The sequence below is a fragment of the Nocardioides hankookensis genome, from assembly GCF_042658885.1.
Lineage (GTDB): Bacteria > Actinomycetota > Actinomycetes > Propionibacteriales > Nocardioidaceae > Nocardioides > Nocardioides hankookensis.
Window position 1 is genome coordinate 111,272 of sequence record NZ_JBHSRJ010000009.1, and the last position, 15,967, is coordinate 127,238.

12 protein-coding genes are annotated in these 15,967 nt (G+C 73.0%); 2 read left to right on the forward strand and 10 right to left on the reverse strand.

What is annotated here, in order from left to right; genetic code table 11:
- Positions 1-128: 128 nt before the first annotated feature.
- The 5 genes from holA to leuS form a co-directional block, all read right to left on the reverse strand.
- The gene (gene holA / locus ACFPYL_RS19955; RefSeq protein WP_379158462.1) at positions 129-1,121 is read right to left on the reverse strand and encodes a DNA polymerase III subunit delta; all 993 of its coding nucleotides are present in this window, start codon (positions 1,119-1,121) and stop codon (positions 129-131) included.
- A 13-nt stretch (positions 1,122-1,134) separates the two neighbouring features.
- Complete coding sequence (locus ACFPYL_RS19960; protein WP_379158465.1) at positions 1,135-3,429, reverse strand: ComEC/Rec2 family competence protein; 2,295 nt, start codon at positions 3,427-3,429, stop codon at positions 1,135-1,137.
- A gap of 1 nt (position 3,430) precedes the next feature.
- A complete protein-coding gene (locus ACFPYL_RS19965; protein WP_379158468.1) occupies positions 3,431-4,354 on the reverse strand; it encodes a helix-hairpin-helix domain-containing protein in 924 nt (307 codons plus the stop codon).
- A gap of 107 nt (positions 4,355-4,461) precedes the next feature.
- Positions 4,462-5,316, reverse strand: a complete 855-nt coding sequence (locus ACFPYL_RS19970) for a DegV family protein (RefSeq protein WP_379158471.1) — start codon at positions 5,314-5,316, stop codon at positions 4,462-4,464.
- Positions 5,317-5,339: 23 nt separating this feature from the next.
- Positions 5,340-7,847: a leucine--tRNA ligase gene (gene leuS, locus ACFPYL_RS19975; RefSeq protein WP_379158473.1), complete on the reverse strand. Its 2,508-nt coding sequence runs from the start codon at positions 7,845-7,847 to the stop codon at positions 5,340-5,342.
- A 169-nt stretch (positions 7,848-8,016) separates the two neighbouring features.
- Between leuS and ACFPYL_RS19980 the strand changes: the two genes are divergently transcribed.
- Complete coding sequence (locus tag ACFPYL_RS19980) at positions 8,017-8,790, forward strand: SDR family NAD(P)-dependent oxidoreductase (RefSeq protein WP_379158475.1); 774 nt, start codon at positions 8,017-8,019, stop codon at positions 8,788-8,790.
- Between the two features lie 24 nt (positions 8,791-8,814).
- On the opposite strand, the gene phoA is transcribed toward ACFPYL_RS19980, so the two are convergent.
- Positions 8,815-10,521: an alkaline phosphatase gene (gene phoA, locus ACFPYL_RS19985; protein ID WP_379158478.1), complete on the reverse strand. Its 1,707-nt coding sequence runs from the start codon at positions 10,519-10,521 to the stop codon at positions 8,815-8,817.
- Positions 10,522-10,602: 81 nt separating this feature from the next.
- Positions 10,603-11,571 carry a helix-turn-helix transcriptional regulator gene (locus tag ACFPYL_RS19990; protein WP_379158481.1) on the reverse strand — a complete coding sequence of 323 codons (969 nt, stop codon included), beginning with the start codon at positions 11,569-11,571 and terminating at the stop codon, positions 10,603-10,605.
- A 49-nt stretch (positions 11,572-11,620) separates the two neighbouring features.
- Between ACFPYL_RS19990 and ACFPYL_RS19995 the strand changes: the two genes are divergently transcribed.
- Positions 11,621-13,066, forward strand: a complete 1,446-nt coding sequence (locus ACFPYL_RS19995) for a flavin-containing monooxygenase (protein WP_379158484.1) — start codon at positions 11,621-11,623, stop codon at positions 13,064-13,066.
- On the opposite strand, the gene ACFPYL_RS20000 is transcribed toward ACFPYL_RS19995, so the two are convergent.
- Genes ACFPYL_RS20000 through ACFPYL_RS20010 form a run of 3 tightly spaced genes read right to left on the reverse strand, consistent with a single transcriptional unit; the run spans position 13,063 to position 15,865 of the window.
- Complete coding sequence (locus ACFPYL_RS20000; RefSeq protein WP_379158487.1) at positions 13,063-13,722, reverse strand: enoyl-CoA hydratase-related protein; 660 nt, start codon at positions 13,720-13,722, stop codon at positions 13,063-13,065. The two genes, ACFPYL_RS19995 and ACFPYL_RS20000, sit on opposite strands and share 4 nt — an antisense overlap.
- 24 nt (positions 13,723-13,746) lie before the next feature.
- Entirely contained in the window at positions 13,747-14,172 is a 426-nt protein-coding gene (locus ACFPYL_RS20005; RefSeq protein WP_379158489.1) for a VOC family protein, read from the reverse strand.
- 37 nt (positions 14,173-14,209) lie between these two features.
- A complete protein-coding gene (locus tag ACFPYL_RS20010) occupies positions 14,210-15,865 on the reverse strand; it encodes an acyl-CoA synthetase (protein ID WP_379158492.1) in 1,656 nt (551 codons plus the stop codon).
- Positions 15,866-15,967: the final 102 nt, after the last annotated feature.

Here is a 15,967-nt window from a genome sequence, read left to right on the forward strand (position 1 = left end):
AGATCCTCGATCCGGCGGGTCAGTGCCATTTGGAGCTGCTCCAGCCTGAGCCTGCGAAGGCTGGGACCCAGCAGCCAGATCGAGGAGCCGCGCGACCGACGAAGGAGGTCGCGGCCGGCGTATCGAGATCAGCGAGGGTCGCGGAGCCCGGTGACGGTGAGCACCAGCCGCTCGAGCGTGTACGACGCGTCGCTCGCGGCGCCCTTGATGTCGGCGTCGGCCCGGGCGATCGCCTGGATCGCACGGGCGATCCCGCCGTCGGACCAGCCGCGGGACTGGTCCCGAATGGTGCGCAGCTTCCACGGCGGCACCCCGACCTCGCGGGCCAGGTCGGCCTCGCGCATGCCGCGCGGGGCGGACTTGTAGCGCGCGACGCCGCGGGCGCCGCCCGCGAACGCCGAGGTGACGAGCACCGCGGCGGTCCCACCGTCGAGCGCCCAGCGGAGCTCCTCGAGGGCCTCGGTCCGGCGGCCCCAGAACGCGGCATCGGCCACCGCGAAGGACTTGGCCTCGGCCCGGCCCCCGAAGTACTGCTTCACCTTGTCGGCGGTGATCGACTGCCCGGTGAAGTCGCTGGTCAGCTGGTCGGCGGCGGCCGCGAGCGAGCGCAGGTCCTGCCCCACCGCCTGCACGAGGAAGTCCGCGGCGTCCGGGTCGATCGTGGCGCCGTGGCCGCGGACCTCCGAGACGACGAAGCTCGGGTACTCCGACGGACGCAGCTCACCGGACTTGGACTCGGTCACCGTGTCGAGCTTGCGCAGCTTGGTGAGCGTCCCGCTGCCCTTCTGCCCGCCGCCGTGGACCAGCACGAGCGCGACCTCGTCCGACGGCGCGGCGGCGTACGCCAGCAACCCGTCGACGGACTCCTCGGGGAGGTTCTCGAGGGCGCGGACCACCACGCACCGGATGCTGGAGAAGAGCGACGGCGCCGCCAGCTCGCCGAGCGTCGCCAGGGAGAGGTCCGAGCCGACCGTCTCCGAGAACTCCGACTCGGAGTCGTAGTGCCGGACGCTGTCGCGGACGGCCACGACGGTGCGCTCGTTGAGGAACTCCTCCTTGCCGGTCACCAGCGTGACCCGACCGAGGACGTCTGCCGCGCGGGGTTGCGAAGGGCCTGCCATGGTGCGTCAGACCCTATCCGCCCGCGGCGACGGTCCCGAGGTCGCCGTCGTCGACGACCACCGCCAGGTCGCCGTCCTCATCGGTGCGCAGCACCCTGGTGCCGGCGTCCACCAACGGGTCGAGGGTCGAGTCCGCCGGGTGCCCGTAGTCGTTGTCGGCCCCGACGCTGACCAGGGCGACCCGCGCCCGGAGGGACAGCAGCCAGGGCTCGTCCTGGTAGCGGCTGCCGTGGTGCGGCACCTTCAGCACGTCGACGGTCAGCCCGGGCAGCACCTGCGCGAGGGCCGCCTGACCTTCCGGCTCGACGTCGCCCGTCAGCAGGATCCGGACGCCGTGGACCTCCGCCAGCAGCACCACGCTGGCCTCGTTGGCCGTGCTGCCGTCACCCGGTCCGTCGGTCGGCGACCCGGGTGGCGGCCAGAGCGCCTGGAGGGTGACGTCACCGACCTGCCGCGTCTCGCCGTACGGCGCGGGGCGCGGCACCAGGCCCGCCGAACCGGCCGCCGCAGCGACCTCGCGCACGCCGCCCGGCGGGTCCAGCAGCACCGTCGTCTCGACCGCACCGACCCGACGCCCGTCGAGGACCCCGGACAGCCCGTCCACGTGGTCGGCGTGGAAGTGGGTCAGCACCACCAGCGGCACCTCGTCGACGCCGAGCCGGTCCAGGCAGCGGTCGACGGCGACCGGGTCCGGGCCGCTGTCGACGACGACCGCAGAGCCCGGGCCGGCGTTGAGGACCAGCGCGTCCCCCTGGCCGACGTCGCACGCCACCAGCACCCAGCCCGACGGCGGCCAGCCCGGCGACGGCGGCCGCACGGTCACCACGAGCACGAGCAGCAGGCAGCAGCCCACGCCCGTGACCGGTCTCCGGAGGAGGAACGGCCCGACGAGCGCGATCGCCACGACCACGACCGTCAGGACCGCCAGCGCCAGCACACCGGTCCCCCAGTCCAGCGCCGCGGTCGGCAGCGCCGCACCGCGCGTCGCCACCGCGACGATCCATGCCACGCACCACCCGGCCAGGGTGCCCAGCACCCGTCCCGCGAACGGCAGCACCAGGCCGACCAGCCCGCCGCACAGGCCGAGCACCGTGGCGGGACCGACCGCCGGCGCGGCGGCCAGGTTGGCCGCGACGGCGACCAGGCTCACCTGCCCGGACAGGCCCGCGACCACCGGGGTGCACGCCAGCTGGGCGGCCGCGGGCACGGCGATCGCCTCGGCCACCCACCGGGGCAGCCACCGGGCCAGCGCGTCCCGCCAGCCCGGGGCGAGCAGGACGATCCCCGCCGTGGCGAGTACCGAGAGCGCGAAGCCAGGCTGGACCGCCAGCGACGGTTGCACGAGCAGCAGCACCACGACCGCGACACCGAGCGCCCGAGCACCCCGGCGGCGACCGTCGGCGCCCATGGCGAGCAGCGCCACCGAGCCCATCACCGCCGCCCGCAGCACGCTCGGCTCGGTGCGCGCCAGGAGCACGAAGCCGACGATCCCGAGCGCGCCCACGCCGAGCAGCGCCCGGCCGCGGAGCCCGGCCCAGCGCGCCAGCACGAGCAGGAACCCCACCACCAGCGTGAGGTTGGTGCCCGAGACCGCGAGCAGGTGGGTCAGCCCGGTCGTCCGGAAGTCGTCGGACAGGGCCTCGTCCAGCCCGGCGTCGTCCCCGTCGACCAGCGCGGGCACCAGCGCGCGCTGATCGGCCGGACGGTGGGCGACCGACGACCGGATCGAGGCGCGCACCGCCGCGGCGCCGCGCCACCACACGTCCGGGGCGGCGAGCACCTCGGGTGGACCGCGTGCCGAGAGCACGGCGGCGAGGTCGTCGTCATCGGCGGGCCCGAGACGGCCCGTCGCCCCCACGCGTGCGCCCAGAGGCACGTCGAGCCAGTCCGCGTCCCCGATCACCACCACCGGGGCGGCGGTCGCGTACGACGAGCCGCGCCCGGTCACCCGGCGGAGCTCGAGCCGGGTCACGACCAGGTCTCCGTAGCGGGCCGAGACCGTCCGGGGGTCGGACCGGACCGTGCCGACCACCTGGACCACGGCACCGTCGGCGGCGAGGACGCCGACCGGTCCTCGGTCGACCTGGTCGAGCCGCAGCACCGTGACGGTCCCGGCGGCCGCGAGCACGAGGAGCACGCCGGCCACCGTGCGCGACGTCGCGGCCGCGACGCGTCGACGGACGACCGCCACGACGGCGAGCCCCGCGACGACGGCGACGAGCGCCCACCAGCCGACCCATCGGCCGAGGCCGGCGCCGGCCCAGGCCGCGCCCGCCAGGGCGAGCATCCGCAGGTCGGGGCGGTCCACCTCAGACCGTCACGTAGGGCGCGATCTGGGCGAGCGTCGCGTCGCCGATGCCGTCGACCTCGAGCAGCTCGTCGACCGAGGAGAAGCCGCCGTGCTCGGTGCGCCACGCCAGGATCGACTGGGCCGTCACCGGTCCCACCTCGGGCAGCGCCTCCAGCTCGGTCTGCGTGGCCGCGTTGAGGTTGACCAACGGCCCACCGGGCGCGCCCGCGGAGGCCGCGGCTGCGCCGGTGGTCGGGGCCGGCGGCCCGCCCACGACCACCTGCTCGCCGTCGACGAGCACCCGCGCGAGGTTGAGGGAGGACAGGTCGACCCGGGGCCGCGCCCCGCCGGCCGCCTCGAGCGCGTCGACCACCCGCGCACCGGTGTCGAGGACCACGATCCCGGGGTGGCGCACCTTCCCGGTGACGTCGACCGTCACCGAGGTCGCCGCGGCCGTGCCGGAGGAGCTCGCCGCGGCCGGAGTGGCTCCGGCGAGCGGTGCCGCTGCCTCGGACACCGAGGCGCTGGGCGGCGCGGCCGGCGCCTCCAGGTGCTCCGGGTCGCCTCGCACCAGCCACCATCCCGTCACGGCGATGCCGACGGCCACGAGGACCGCGACGACCGCGAGCTGGCTCGGCCCGAGCGCGACCCGACCCCGCAACGCGTCCGGCACCAGCCACGGCCCGCTCCCGCGACGCGCGGCGTGCCGGCCCACCTCCGGCACGACCGGCGGCGGCTCGGGCACGGTCTCGGGGGCAGTCTCCGGGACCGGGTCCGGCACGGCCCGCAACGGCCGGACCCGGGTGTGGCCCGCGAGCCACGGCTCGTCGGCCACCGGTCCAGGGGGCTCCTCCGGGCGGGTCGCCGCGAGCTCGGCGGTCAGCGAGGCCAGCCGTCGCGCGACGGCCTCCTGGTGGTCGGCACGAGGTCGGAGTGAGGTCATGCCGCGACGCTAGGCAGCGGCACCGACCGCGGGACGAGCGGCGGCGTACTGCTGTGGAGAGCCGGGTCCGAGCGGTGCCTGTGGACTGTTCCTGGCCCGGTTCGGTCCTAGAGCCGCGGCGCCACGCAGACGGCGATCATGCCCGGCCCGACGTGGGCGCCGAGGACCGCGCCGAGCTCGCCGCACCAGACCTCGCGGCCCTCGAGGTTGGCCTCCAGCCGGGCCGCGAGCTTCTCGGTGAGCTGTCCCGCGCGGTCGGGGTTGGCGAGGTGGGCGACACAGACGTCGACCGGCGCGTCCCCCGCGCGCTGCACGGCGAGCTCCTCGAGCCGGGCCAGCGCCCGGGTCGAGGTCCGGACCCGCTCCAGCGAGGCGACCTTGCCGTCCTCGATCTGGAGCAGCGGCTTGACCGCCAGGGCGCCGCCCAGCAGCGCCGCTGCTGCGCCGATGCGCCCGCCGCGACGCAGGTACTCCAGCGTGTCGACGTAGAACAGCGAGGACGACGCCGCAGCCCGGTCGCGCGCGGCCTGGGCCGCCTCGTCGGCGGAGCCGCCCGCCGCGACGACGTCGGCCGCCGTCAGGGCGGCGTACCCCGTCGCGACCCCGACCTGGCGGCTGTCCACGGGGACGACGCGCACCGAGGCGTCGCGGGCGGCCAGCTGGGCCGACTCGAAGGTGCCGCTCATGTCGCCGGAGAGGTGGACCGACACGATCTCGGTCGCACCGTCGCGGGCCGCCTGCTCGTAGACGTCGAGCAGCATCGCCGGGCCCGGACGCGAGGTGCTGACCGGGCGCCACTCCTTGAGCGCGGCCGCCACCAGCTCCGGCGTCGCGCCGTCCGAGCCCTCGTCGTAGACGGTCGCACCGATCACGACCTGGAGGGGCACGACGACGATCCCGCGCTCCGCCGCCAGCTCCGGCGGGAGGCTGGCGGTGGAGTCGGTGACGATCGCGACCGGCATGTCGCCGAGGTTAGACGACCGGGTCAGACGACGACGTTGACCAGCTTCGGCGCGCGCACGATCACCTTGCGCACCGGCCGTCCGTCGATCGCCTTGACGACCGCCGGGTCCGCCATCGCCAGCTGCTCCAGGTCGGCCTCGGAGATGTCGGGCGCGACGTCCAGGCGGGCCTTGACCTTGCCCTGGATCTGGACGACGGCGACCACCGACTCCTCGACCAGCAGTGCCGGGTCGACGGTCGGCCAGCCGGCGCGCGCGACGGTCGGCTCGTGGCCCAGCCGCTCCCACATCTCCTCAGCGGTGTACGGCGCCACCAGCGACAGCAGGACCGCCACCGCCTCGGTGGCCTCGCGCACGGCCGGGTCCTCGGGACCGCAGCCGGAGTCGATGGCCTTGCGGGTGGCGTTCACCAGCTCCATCACCCGGGCGACCATCACGTTGAAGCGGTAGGCCTCGATCAGCTCGGCAGCGTCGTGCACGGTCCGCGCGGTGACCCGCCGCAGGGCGACGTCGCCGCCCTCGGGCGACGCGCCGACCTCGGACGAGACGTCACCCGACAGCCGCCAGGCGCGCTGCAGGAAGCGCAGCGACCCGGCCGGCGACATGTCGGCCCAGTCGATGTCGTCCTCCGGCGGACCGGCGAAGACCAGGGTCAGGCGTACGGCGTCCACTCCGAACTCCGCAAGTTGGTCCCCCAGACTGACGCCGTTGCCCAGCGACTTGCTCATCTTCTTGCCACGGTTGATGACGAAGCCCTGGTTCAGCTGCGCGGCGAACGGCTCGCCGACCTCCAGCATCCCCATGTCGCGCAGCACCTTGGTGAAGAAGCGCGCGTACAGCAGGTGCAGGACGGCGTGCTCGACACCGCCGACGTAGATGTCGGCCGGCATCCAGGCGTTCGCCTTCGCGACGTCGAACGGGCCGTCGGTGTAGCCGGGCGAGCAGTAGCGCAGGAAGTACCACGACGAGTCGACGAAGGTGTCCATCGTGTCGCTGTCGCGCTTCGCGGGACCGCCGCACGTCGGGCACTCGACGTCGACCCAGTCGGAGGCGGCCGCCAGCGGCGAGACGCCCTTCGGCTTCAGGTCGGCGCCGCGCAGCGCCGGCAGCTCCAGCGGCAGCTGGTCGTACGGTACGGCGACCTCGCCGTCCTTCTCGCAGTGGATGACCGGGATCGGCACGCCCCAGTAGCGCTGCCGGCTCAGCAGCCAGTCGCGCAGCCGGAAGTTGACCGTGCCCTCGCCGGACCCGATCTGCTGCAGGTGCTCGATGGTGGCGCGCTTCGCGTCGGCGACGCCCAGGCCGTTCAGGTCCAGGGCGCTCTCGACGCCGGGCGCCGGCGAGTTGATCGCCGGACCCTCGCCGTGGAACGCCTCGCCCTCCCAGCCGTCGGGCACCTGCGTCGTACGCACGATCGGCAGCCCCATCTCGGTCGCGAACTCCCAGTCGCGCTGGTCGCCGCCGGGCACGCCCATGACCGCGCCGGTGCCGTAGTCGGCCAGCACGTAGTCCGTCGCCCAGACCGGGATCCGGGCGCCGGTGACCGGGTTGACCGCCTGGACGCCCAGGTCGACACCGGTCTTCGGCCGCTCGGTGGACAGGCGGTCCATCTCGGTCGACTTGCGGACCTCCTCCAGGTAGGCCTCGTACGCCGGCCGCTGCGCGTCGGTCACCAGGTCGGCGGCCAGCTGGGCGTCGGCGGCGACCACCATGAACGTGGTGCCGAACAGCGTGTCGGGCCGGGTCGTGTAGACGGTCACCGGCTCGTCGCGGCCGTCGATGGCGAACGTGACGTGCGCACCCTCGGAGCGCCCGATCCAGTTGCGCTGCGCGGCGACGACCCGGGCCGGCCAGGTGGCCTCCAGGTTGTCCAGCTCGTCCAGCAGCTCCTGGGCGTACTCGGTGATCTTGAAGTACCACTGCGTCAGCTCGCGCTTGGTGACCTCGTGGCCGCAGCGCTCGCACCTGCCGTCGACGACCTGCTCGTTGGCCAGCACGGTCTGGTCGTTGGGGCACCAGTTGACCGGGCTGTTCTTGCGGTAGGCCAGCCCGCGCTCGCGGAACTTCAGGAACAGCCACTGCGTCCAGCGGTAGTACTCCGGGTCGGACGTGTGCAGCCGGCGCGACCAGTCGAACGAGATGCCGTAGCGCTTGAACGACTCGTACTGCGTCTCGATGTTGGCGTAGGTGTAGGTCGCCGGGTGCTCGTCGTTGCGGATCGCCGCGTTCTCGGCGGGCAGGCCGAAGGAGTCCCAGCCCATCGGGTTCAGGACCTCGAAGCCCTGCTGCCACCAGTAGCGCGCGATCACGTCGTGCAGCGCGGTGACCTCGGCGTGACCCATGTGCAGGTCGCCGCTCGGGTAGGGGAACATCGTCAGCGCGTACTTCTTCTCGCGCGGCGACTCGTCGTCCGCACGGAACGGCTCCAGCCGGTCCCACACCGGCAGCCACTTGTCCTGCACGGCGCGCACGTCGTACGTCGCGACCTCGTCCTGCGGGGCGTCCTGCTCGCTCATCTCGTTCTCTCTCATGCTCTGGCTCACGCTCTGGTGGGTGCTGCTCTCCGGGCACAAAAAAGCCCCTCGGGGTCGAGGGGCAGCCGCGTCGAAGCCGTGCGTGTCGACGCGGCTAGGTAAGGAGCAGGATCCTTCGCATGGACCCACGATACCCCTGCCTCGCGGGCTGGCTACAGTCGCCGGCATGACTGACGCCCGCACCGTGCCCGACCTGTTCCGCCTCGACGGCAAGGTGGCGATCGTGACCGGGGCGTCCAGCGGCCTCGGGGTCGCCTTCGCCCAGGGCCTCGCCGAGGCCGGCGCCGACCTGGTGCTCGGCGCCCGTCGCGTGGACCGGCTCGCCGACACGGCGACGCTCGTCGAGGCAGCCGGTCGCCGGGCGCTGACCGTCGAGACCGACGTCGCCGACCCGGACTCGTGCAGCAACCTGGTCGCGCTGGCGATGGAGGAGTTCGGCCGCGTCGACGTGCTCGTCAACAACGCCGGGATCGGTACGGCGGCACCGGCGACCCGGGAGGCGCCCGACGAGTTCCGCAAGGTGATCGACGTGAACCTCAACGGCTGCTACTGGATGGCCCAGGCGTGCGGCCGGGTGATGCAGCCGGGCTCCAGCATCATCAACATCAGCTCGGTCCTCGGCCTCACGACCGCGGGACTCCCCCAGGCGGCGTACGCCTCCTCGAAGGCAGGCCTGATCGGGATGACCCGCGACCTGGCCCAGCAGTGGACCGGGCGCAAGGGCATCCGGGTCAACGCCGTCGCGCCCGGCTTCTTCGCCTCGGAGATGACGGAGCAGTACCCGCCCGACTACCTCGAGTCGCAGCAGGAGCGCATCCCCGCCGGCCGCAAGGGCGACCCGGCCGAGCTGGCCGCCGCCGTGCTGTTCCTCGCCTCGGACGCCGGCGGCTACGTCACCGGCCAGACGCTCGCCGTCGACGGTGGGATGACGATCACCTGATCGTCATCCCACCGTCGTGCCGCGTCAGCGGTGGTGCTTCTTCTTCGGCTTCGGCTTGACGACCGTCACCGAGTCCTTGGCGACCTTGTGGGACTGGACCCCGGTCACCGTCACCTTGTAGGTGCCCGGCTTCTTCGGCTTGATCACCAGCTGGAGCATGCCGCCCGACAGGTCCCGGGTGGCGGTCTGCCCGGCCGGTCCGGTGACCTTCACGGTCGCCCGGCGGTCGCCGTAGAACTTGCTGGCCGTGATCAGCACCTTCTGGCCCGGCTTCACCTTCGCCGGGGAGGCCGTGACCTTGCCCTTGTCACTGGCGTGCGCCGGGTCGTCGGCGAGGCCGAGCGCGTTGCGGATCGTGAAGTAGAGGTCGGTCTGGTCGGTCAGGCCCACGATGTTCGCGGCGCCCGGGCCGTAGCCCGCGATCCGCAGCTGCGAGCCGGTGTGCTGCTGCGAGCTGCCGGTCGAGGTGCCGTAGTTGATCGCCATCGGCGCGCCGTCGGCCGTCGTCAGGGCGACGGTCTTGCCGGGCGAGCTGCTGCCGACCTCGATGATCTGGCTGGTGTGCGCGTGGTCCGCGGTCACGAAGACGCTCGTGTTGCCGACCTTCTTGGCGTACGCCATCGCGACCTGGACGGCCTCGTCGAGGTCCACGACCTCACCGATCTGGCCGCAGGCGTCCGCCGCGTGGTCCTGCTTGTCGATGCTGGCGCCCTCGACCTGGAGGAAGAAGCCGTTCGGGTTGGCGAGCAGCTTGATCGCCTTGTCGGTCATCTCGGCCAGCGTCGGCTGGGTCGCCGGGCGGGCCGGGTTGTCCGTGCAGGTGGCCGGCGGCAGCGCGGCACCACCGTTGGTGGCGGCCGGACCGACCCAGCGCACCGGCATGTTGCCCGGGGCGAAGAGCCCGAGCAGCGGCGTGGTCTGGTCGGCCTTCGTGACCGCGGCCAGGCTCGCCTTGTCGGTGACGGTCGCGTAGCCGCGCGCGGCGGCCTGCTGGGTGAGCGTCTGGCCGGCGTAGGTGCCGGCGGTCGCGGTCTGCGCGAACGTCGTCGCGCCGCCACCCATCGTCACGTCGGGACGCGTGTCGAGCAGCTGCTCGGTGATGGAGCCGAGCCCGCCGTTCTCCTTGGCCGCCTCGGGGCAGGTCGCCGTCGTCTGCGTCGGGCCGTAGCAGGAGCGCGCCGAGATGTGCGAGACCTGGACGGCCGGGGTGGCGTCCTGCAGCTCGGAGGTGGTGATGTCACCGGTCTTGAGCCCGTTCGCCTTCGCGAGCTCGAGCAGCGTCTGCTGCGGGGCGCCGGCGAGGTTGACCGAGATCGCGTTGTCGTAGGTCTTGGTGCCGGTCGACCAGGCGGAGCCGGTCGCGGCCGAGTCGGGCACGTAGTCCGGCAGGCCGGTCGTCTTGTCGAGCGAGTACGTCGTGTACTGGCCGGTCAGCGGCAGCGCGTCGATGCCGGCGAAACGGCCGGCCGCGCCCTTGGCGTAGTTGCGGGCGGAGGTGATCTCCGAGTCGCCCATGCCGTCGCCGATGAGGAGGATGACGTTGTGGGCCTGGCCGCCGACGACGGCCTTGCGCACGGCGTCGGTGCGGTCGCCTGCGTTGCGGACGGCGCCGCCGTGGTCCTTGAGGGAGGCCGGGGAGGTGCCGGCGGAGGCGAGCGTGCCGGTGACCGAGACCGCGAGGACTGCGAGGCCGGCCACGACGAGCCAGGGCCTGGAGGTGCGTGCATGCATGCTGCGGGGATCCTTCCGAGTCAGGTTGTCGACCCGACCCGACCACGCGTCGGTGAACGAACCGCTGCGTCGCGGTGGCGCTCAGGTGGCGTCCCGTCGACGCGCACGCGCGCCCGGCGTCTCCCCGGTCCAGCGCCGGTGCGCCGCGATGAAGCTCGTCGCCTCGGCGTACCCGAGCCGCAGGCCGACCTCCTCGACCGAGAGCCGACCGGTGCCGATCAGCTCCTCGGCCATCGATCCGCGCACCTCGTCGAGCAGCTGCTGGTACGACGTGCCGTCGGCGGCCAGCCGGCGGCGTAGCGTCCGCTCGCTGACGCCGAGCGCGCCCGCCACGGCGCCCATCGGCGCGCCGCTGGGCAGTCGCTGGGTCACCAGCACGCGCACCTGGCCGGCGAAGCCCGGCAGCTCGCGGCGACGCTCGACCACGTCCCGGCACGCCGCCTCGCAGGCCGCGAGCGACGACGGGCCCGCGTGGGTCAACGGCCGGTCGAGCTCGGCGACGTCGAAGGACAGCACCCGCGACGTCCCGTCGTCCCGGCCGCTGACGGCCACGCCCGCGAGCTCGACGAGCACCGCCCGGATGGCGGCGGCGTCGCGCTCGACGAGGAAGCGGCGTACGTCGGCGGGCAGGCCCGCCCCGTCGACGACGACGTGCACGCGGTCACCGTCGAGCTCGGCCTGCGGGATCGCGAAGGTGTGGCTGAGGTCGAGGAAGCGCAGCGCCACGTTCATCGCCTTGTGCACGGTGCGGCTGGCGAGCAGCGCGTAGCCCAGGGCGCCGAACGTCGCGGCGCGGTAGCGGCGTCCGACGTCGGGTCCCACCTCGCCGAGCCTGGCCCGCAGGTTGCGCACGACCCGCAGCTCCTGGGCGGCGGTCACCTCGGTCGCGCTCGCGAGGTCGCCGGCAGCCAGTCCGGACCCGTCGAGCGTGACGCGGTCCGGCACGCCGTGCTCGCGCGCGTGCTCGACAAGGAGCGTCACCCCGGCGACCGCACGCGGGAAGTCCCAGCCTCGGACCGCGGCGTCCTCGAACCCGGTCCCCGACGGCATGACCGGAATTATGGATCACTCCGGCGGCCGCTCCCCTACGGTCAGGAGCATGAGTCCACGAGTGGTCGTGATCGGTGCCGGCTTCGGCGGTCTCGGCGCCGCCCACGCGCTGCGCGAGGCGGGCATCGACGACGTCACGATCCTCGAGCGCGCCGACGCCGTCGGCGGGGTGTGGCGCGACAACACCTACCCGGGCGCCGCGTGCGACGTGCCGTCGCCGCTCTACTCCTGGTCGTGGGCCACGAACCCCGACTGGTCGCGCCGCTACTCGCCGCAGCCGGAGATCCTCGACTACATCCAGCGCACCGCCGCGGCCGACGGGCTCATCGACCGGGTGCGCACCGGCACCACGGTGACCAGGCTGACCTGGGACGGGTCCTGGCGGGTGGCGACCACGACGGGCACGTACGACGCCGACCTGGTCGTCGCCGCCGTCGGCCAGCTCTCCGAACCGGTCGTGCCGCCGATCCCCGGCACGGACACCTTCGCCGGCCCGACCTTCCACTCCGCCCAGTGGCGCCACGACGTCGACCTCACCGGGAAGCGGGTCGCGGTCATCGGCACCGGCGCGAGCGCCGTACAGCTGGTGCCCGGCATCGTCGACGACGTCGCCGCGATGACGGTCTTCCAGCGCTCGGCGCCGTACGTCGTCCTGCGCCCCGACCGGCTCTACTCGCGGCTGCACCACCGGCTCTTCCACCGCTTCCCGGCAGCGCTCGGCTTCGAGCGGCGCGCGACGTACGAGCTCACCGAGCTCTTCAACCGGGCGCTCGAGGGGACGTCGCGGATCACCCGGCCGTTCATGGCGGCGCTCCGCGCGGTGTGGCGCCTGCACCTGCGCCGCCAGGTCCGCGACCCCGAGCTGCGGCGGCGGCTCGTGCCGGACTACCCGCTGGGCTGTAAGCGGGTCCTCTTCTCCAACGACTGGTACCCGGCGCTCGACCGCGACCATGTCGAGGTCGTCACCGACCGGGTGTCCGCGATCGAGCCGGGCGGGGTGCGCACCGCCGACGGTCGGCTGCACGAGGTGGACGTCCTCGTCTGGGGCACCGGCTTCGCGGCGACCGACTACCTCGGCACCATCGACGTGCGCGGCGTCGGCGGGGTGCCGCTGCGCGAGGCGTGGGCGGGCGGCGCCCGCGCGCACCTCGGCCTCACGGTGCCCGGCTTCCCCAACCTCTTCTGCGTCTACGGGCCCAACACCAACCTGGGCGGCAGCTCGATCATCCAGATGCTCGAGGCCCAGGCGAGCTGGATCGCCCAGGTCGCGCGCCGGATCGCGACCGGCGAGGCGCGCACCGTCGGCGTACGACGTGAGGTCTGGGAGGCGTACGACGCGGAGATGCAGTCACGGCTCGGCTCAGGCATCTGGTCGCGGTGCGACAGCTGGTACCGCGACGGCGGTGGCCGGATCACCACCAACTGGCCCGGCCAGGTCGCGGAGTACCAGCGCCGGCTGGCCTCCGTGGACTGGTCGGAGCTGGAGGTCGGCTAACGACCTTCGCGGAGCGCGGCGACGACGCCGGCGTACATCGTGGCCTTGATCGTCGCGAGCGTGCCGCGGTCCTTGCCTGCAAGGTCGCGAACGCGGTCGCCGGCTGCCTGCACCAGCTCCTCGACCGGCGCCACGGCGTCCACGATGCCTGCGGCGCAGGCGTCGTCGGCGGCGTAGCGGCGGCCGGTGGTCATCGACGCGACGGCGGCCTGCGGGGTGAGCTTCGCCAGGATCAGCGCGTTCATCCCGGGCGTGAACGGGATGTGGATGTCGACCTCGGGGAAGCAGAAGTAGCCGCGCTCGGTGCGCATCACCCGGAAGTCGTGCGCCATCGCGAGCATCGCGCCGGCACCGAACGCGTGGCCGTTGACCGCGGCGATGGTCGGGACCGGCAGGGTGAGGACCCGCTCGAAGAGCGCGTGCACCCGGCCGACGTAGGCGCCCAGCTCGTCGGGGTGTGCACCGAGCCAGTCGAGGTCGAGCCCGTTCGTGTAGAACTTGCCGCCGCCGACGGTCACCAGCGCGGCCGGCTCGGTGCTGGCGGCGAGGTCGTCGAGGAACCCCTCGACGGTGCTCAGCCACTCGGGCGAGAAGCGGTTCTCGTCGTCCCCGAGGTCGATCGTCCAGAGCGGCCCGTCCTGCGTCAGCATCGGCATGGCACTACTAGAGCATGCGGGCGATCAGCTCCCGGCAGCGCCCGAGATGTTGACCATCCAGTCGACGCCGTACTTGTCGGTGAACATGCCGAACGAGTCGCCCCAGGGCGCCTTCTCCAGCGGCACCGTGATGCTGCCACCCGCGCTCAGGCCGGTGAACCAGCCGCTCAGCGCGGTCTCGTCGTCACCGCTGAGCGAGATCGAGCCGTTCGAGATGTCGCCCCCGGTGTCCATGTGACTGGGCACGTCGGCGCCCATCAGCTGCACGGAGTCGGACACGGACAGGGCGGAGTGCATGACCAGGTCGGCCTCGCTGTCCGGGACGCCCATGCCGCCCTGGTCGGCGAACGTCATCACGTCGAGCTGCCCGCCGAGCACGGACTGGTAGAAGGTCATCGCCTCCCGTGCCTGGGCGCGGAAGTTGAGGTAGGGGTTCAGGTAGGTAGCCATACGCCATCTGACCACCGCCGGCCCTCGAAGTCATCGCTCAGCCGACGGCCTGCGACTTCGCCCAGCGGTAGTCGGCCTTGCCGGACGGCGACCGCTGCACCGCGGGCACCCGGACGATGGCCTTCGGCAGCTTGTAGCGCGCGATGTGCTTGCCCGCCTCGGCGAGCAGCTCCTCGTCGGTGACGTCCGTGTCGTCCTCGAGCTGGACGATGGCGACGACCTCGTTGCCCCAGCGCTCGGAGGGGCGGCCGGCGACCACGACGTCACGGACGGCGCGGTGGGACGCCACGGCCCGCTCGACCTCCTCCGCGAAGATCTTCTCGCCGCCGGAGTTGATGGTGACGCTGTCGCGACCGAGCAGGCGGATCCGGCCGTCCTCCAGGATGCTCGCGCGGTCGCCGGGCACGGACCAGCGGATGCCGTCGACGATCGGGAACGTGCGCGCGGACTTCTCGGGGTCGCCGAGGTAGCCCAGCGGCACGAAGCCGCGGCGGGCCAGCCAGCCACCGGACTCCCCCGCCTCCAGCTGCCGGGTCAACAGGTCGTCGAGCACCCAGGTGTCGGGCCGCGGCGTGAACACCATCGCCTCGTCCTCGAGCCCCTTCATCGTCATCTGGCTCATCTGCAGCCCGGACTCCGAGGAGCCGGCGGAGTCGAGGACCATCACGTGCGGGAGGGCCTCGAAGATCCGGTCACGCACCGACGGGGTCAGCGCAGCACCGCCGTTGCCGAAGCTCACCAGCCCCGAGAGGTCGTAGCTGCCCTGCTCGACCTCCTCGATGATCGGCTTCGCGATCGCGTCGCCCACGCACACGATGTTGAGGACCCGCTCGCGCGCGGCGAGCTCGAGGACGTTGACGGCGTCCAGGCTGTGCACGTCGTCGGGGATCACGATCTTGCCGCCCGAGGTGATGCCGTGGAAGCCGGACCACTGCGCGGCGCCGTGCATGAACGGCGGCACCATCATCATCGCCAGCCCGCCGTTGGCGTTGCGGGCGTACTCGGCGATCGCGTCGTACGACGGGTAGGGCTCGGTCTCCCCGAAGGGGGTGCCGCCCATCGTCGAGACGTAGATGTCGTGGTGCTTCCAGAGCACGCCCTTCGGCATCCCGGTCGTCCCGCCGGTGTAGAGCAGGTAGAGGTCCTCGCCGCTCGGCGTCGGCATCCCGGCCGCGGGCTCCGGCGTGGCGAGCGCGTCGTCGTACCAGACCGCGCCGGGCAGCAGGTCGTTGCCGGACTCGTCGGGGACCTGGACGAGCACGGACAGCTGCGGCAGCTGGTCGCGCCCCGCCGCGACGACGGGGGCGAACTCGGAGTGGAACACCAGCGCCTTCGTGTCGGCGTCCTTCAGGAGGTAGACGAGCTCCTCCTCGACGTAGCGGTAGTTGACGTTGAACGCCCCGACCCGGGCCCGGAAGGCGCCGAGCATCGCCTCGAGGTACTCGTTGCCGTTGCGCAGGTAGATGCCGGCGTGGTCCTGGCCCGACTCGTGGTTGGCCAGCTCGGAGCGCTCGACGCGGACCCCGAGGCCACGGTCGACGAAGAAGCGGGCGATGCCGTCGATGCGGGCGTCCATCTCGGCGTACGTGATCCGCCGGTCCCGCCAGACCAGCACCTCCTGGTCCGGCACGGCGCGGGCGACGGCACCGAACACCGTCGCCAGGTTGAAGCCATCGGGACCAGGACCGGACATCGCGACCACCCTCGCTAGAACAGGTTCTTGTTCTGTGGATGCTAGCGGCCTCGGTGTGACGACGGCCACCACACGTCATTTGATCAGGAAGATTGATCAGGT

What these genes read in the sequence shown, in the direction of transcription:
- holA (WP_379158462.1), bottom strand. Translation starts at nt 1,121, where the DNA reads ATGGCAGGCCCTTCGCAACCCCGCGCGGCAGACGTCCTCGGTCGGGTC.
- ACFPYL_RS19990 (WP_379158481.1), bottom strand. Translation starts at nt 11,571, where the DNA reads ATGCCGTCGGGGACCGGGTTCGAGGACGCCGCGGTCCGAGGCTGGGAC.
- ACFPYL_RS20005 (WP_379158489.1), bottom strand. Translation starts at nt 14,172, where the DNA reads ATGGCTACCTACCTGAACCCCTACCTCAACTTCCGCGCCCAGGCACGG.
- ACFPYL_RS19995 (WP_379158484.1), top strand. Translation starts at nt 11,621, where the DNA reads ATGAGTCCACGAGTGGTCGTGATCGGTGCCGGCTTCGGCGGTCTCGGC.
- ACFPYL_RS19970 (WP_379158471.1), bottom strand. Translation starts at nt 5,316, where the DNA reads ATGCCGGTCGCGATCGTCACCGACTCCACCGCCAGCCTCCCGCCGGAG.
- ACFPYL_RS20000 (WP_379158487.1), bottom strand. Translation starts at nt 13,722, where the DNA reads ATGCCGATGCTGACGCAGGACGGGCCGCTCTGGACGATCGACCTCGGG.
- phoA (WP_379158478.1), bottom strand. Translation starts at nt 10,521, where the DNA reads ATGCATGCACGCACCTCCAGGCCCTGGCTCGTCGTGGCCGGCCTCGCA.
- ACFPYL_RS19980 (WP_379158475.1), top strand. Translation starts at nt 8,017, where the DNA reads ATGACTGACGCCCGCACCGTGCCCGACCTGTTCCGCCTCGACGGCAAG.
- ACFPYL_RS19965 (WP_379158468.1), bottom strand. Translation starts at nt 4,354, where the DNA reads ATGACCTCACTCCGACCTCGTGCCGACCACCAGGAGGCCGTCGCGCGA.
- ACFPYL_RS20010 (WP_379158492.1), bottom strand. Translation starts at nt 15,865, where the DNA reads ATGTCCGGTCCTGGTCCCGATGGCTTCAACCTGGCGACGGTGTTCGGT.
- leuS (WP_379158473.1), bottom strand. Translation starts at nt 7,847, where the DNA reads ATGAGAGAGAACGAGATGAGCGAGCAGGACGCCCCGCAGGACGAGGTC.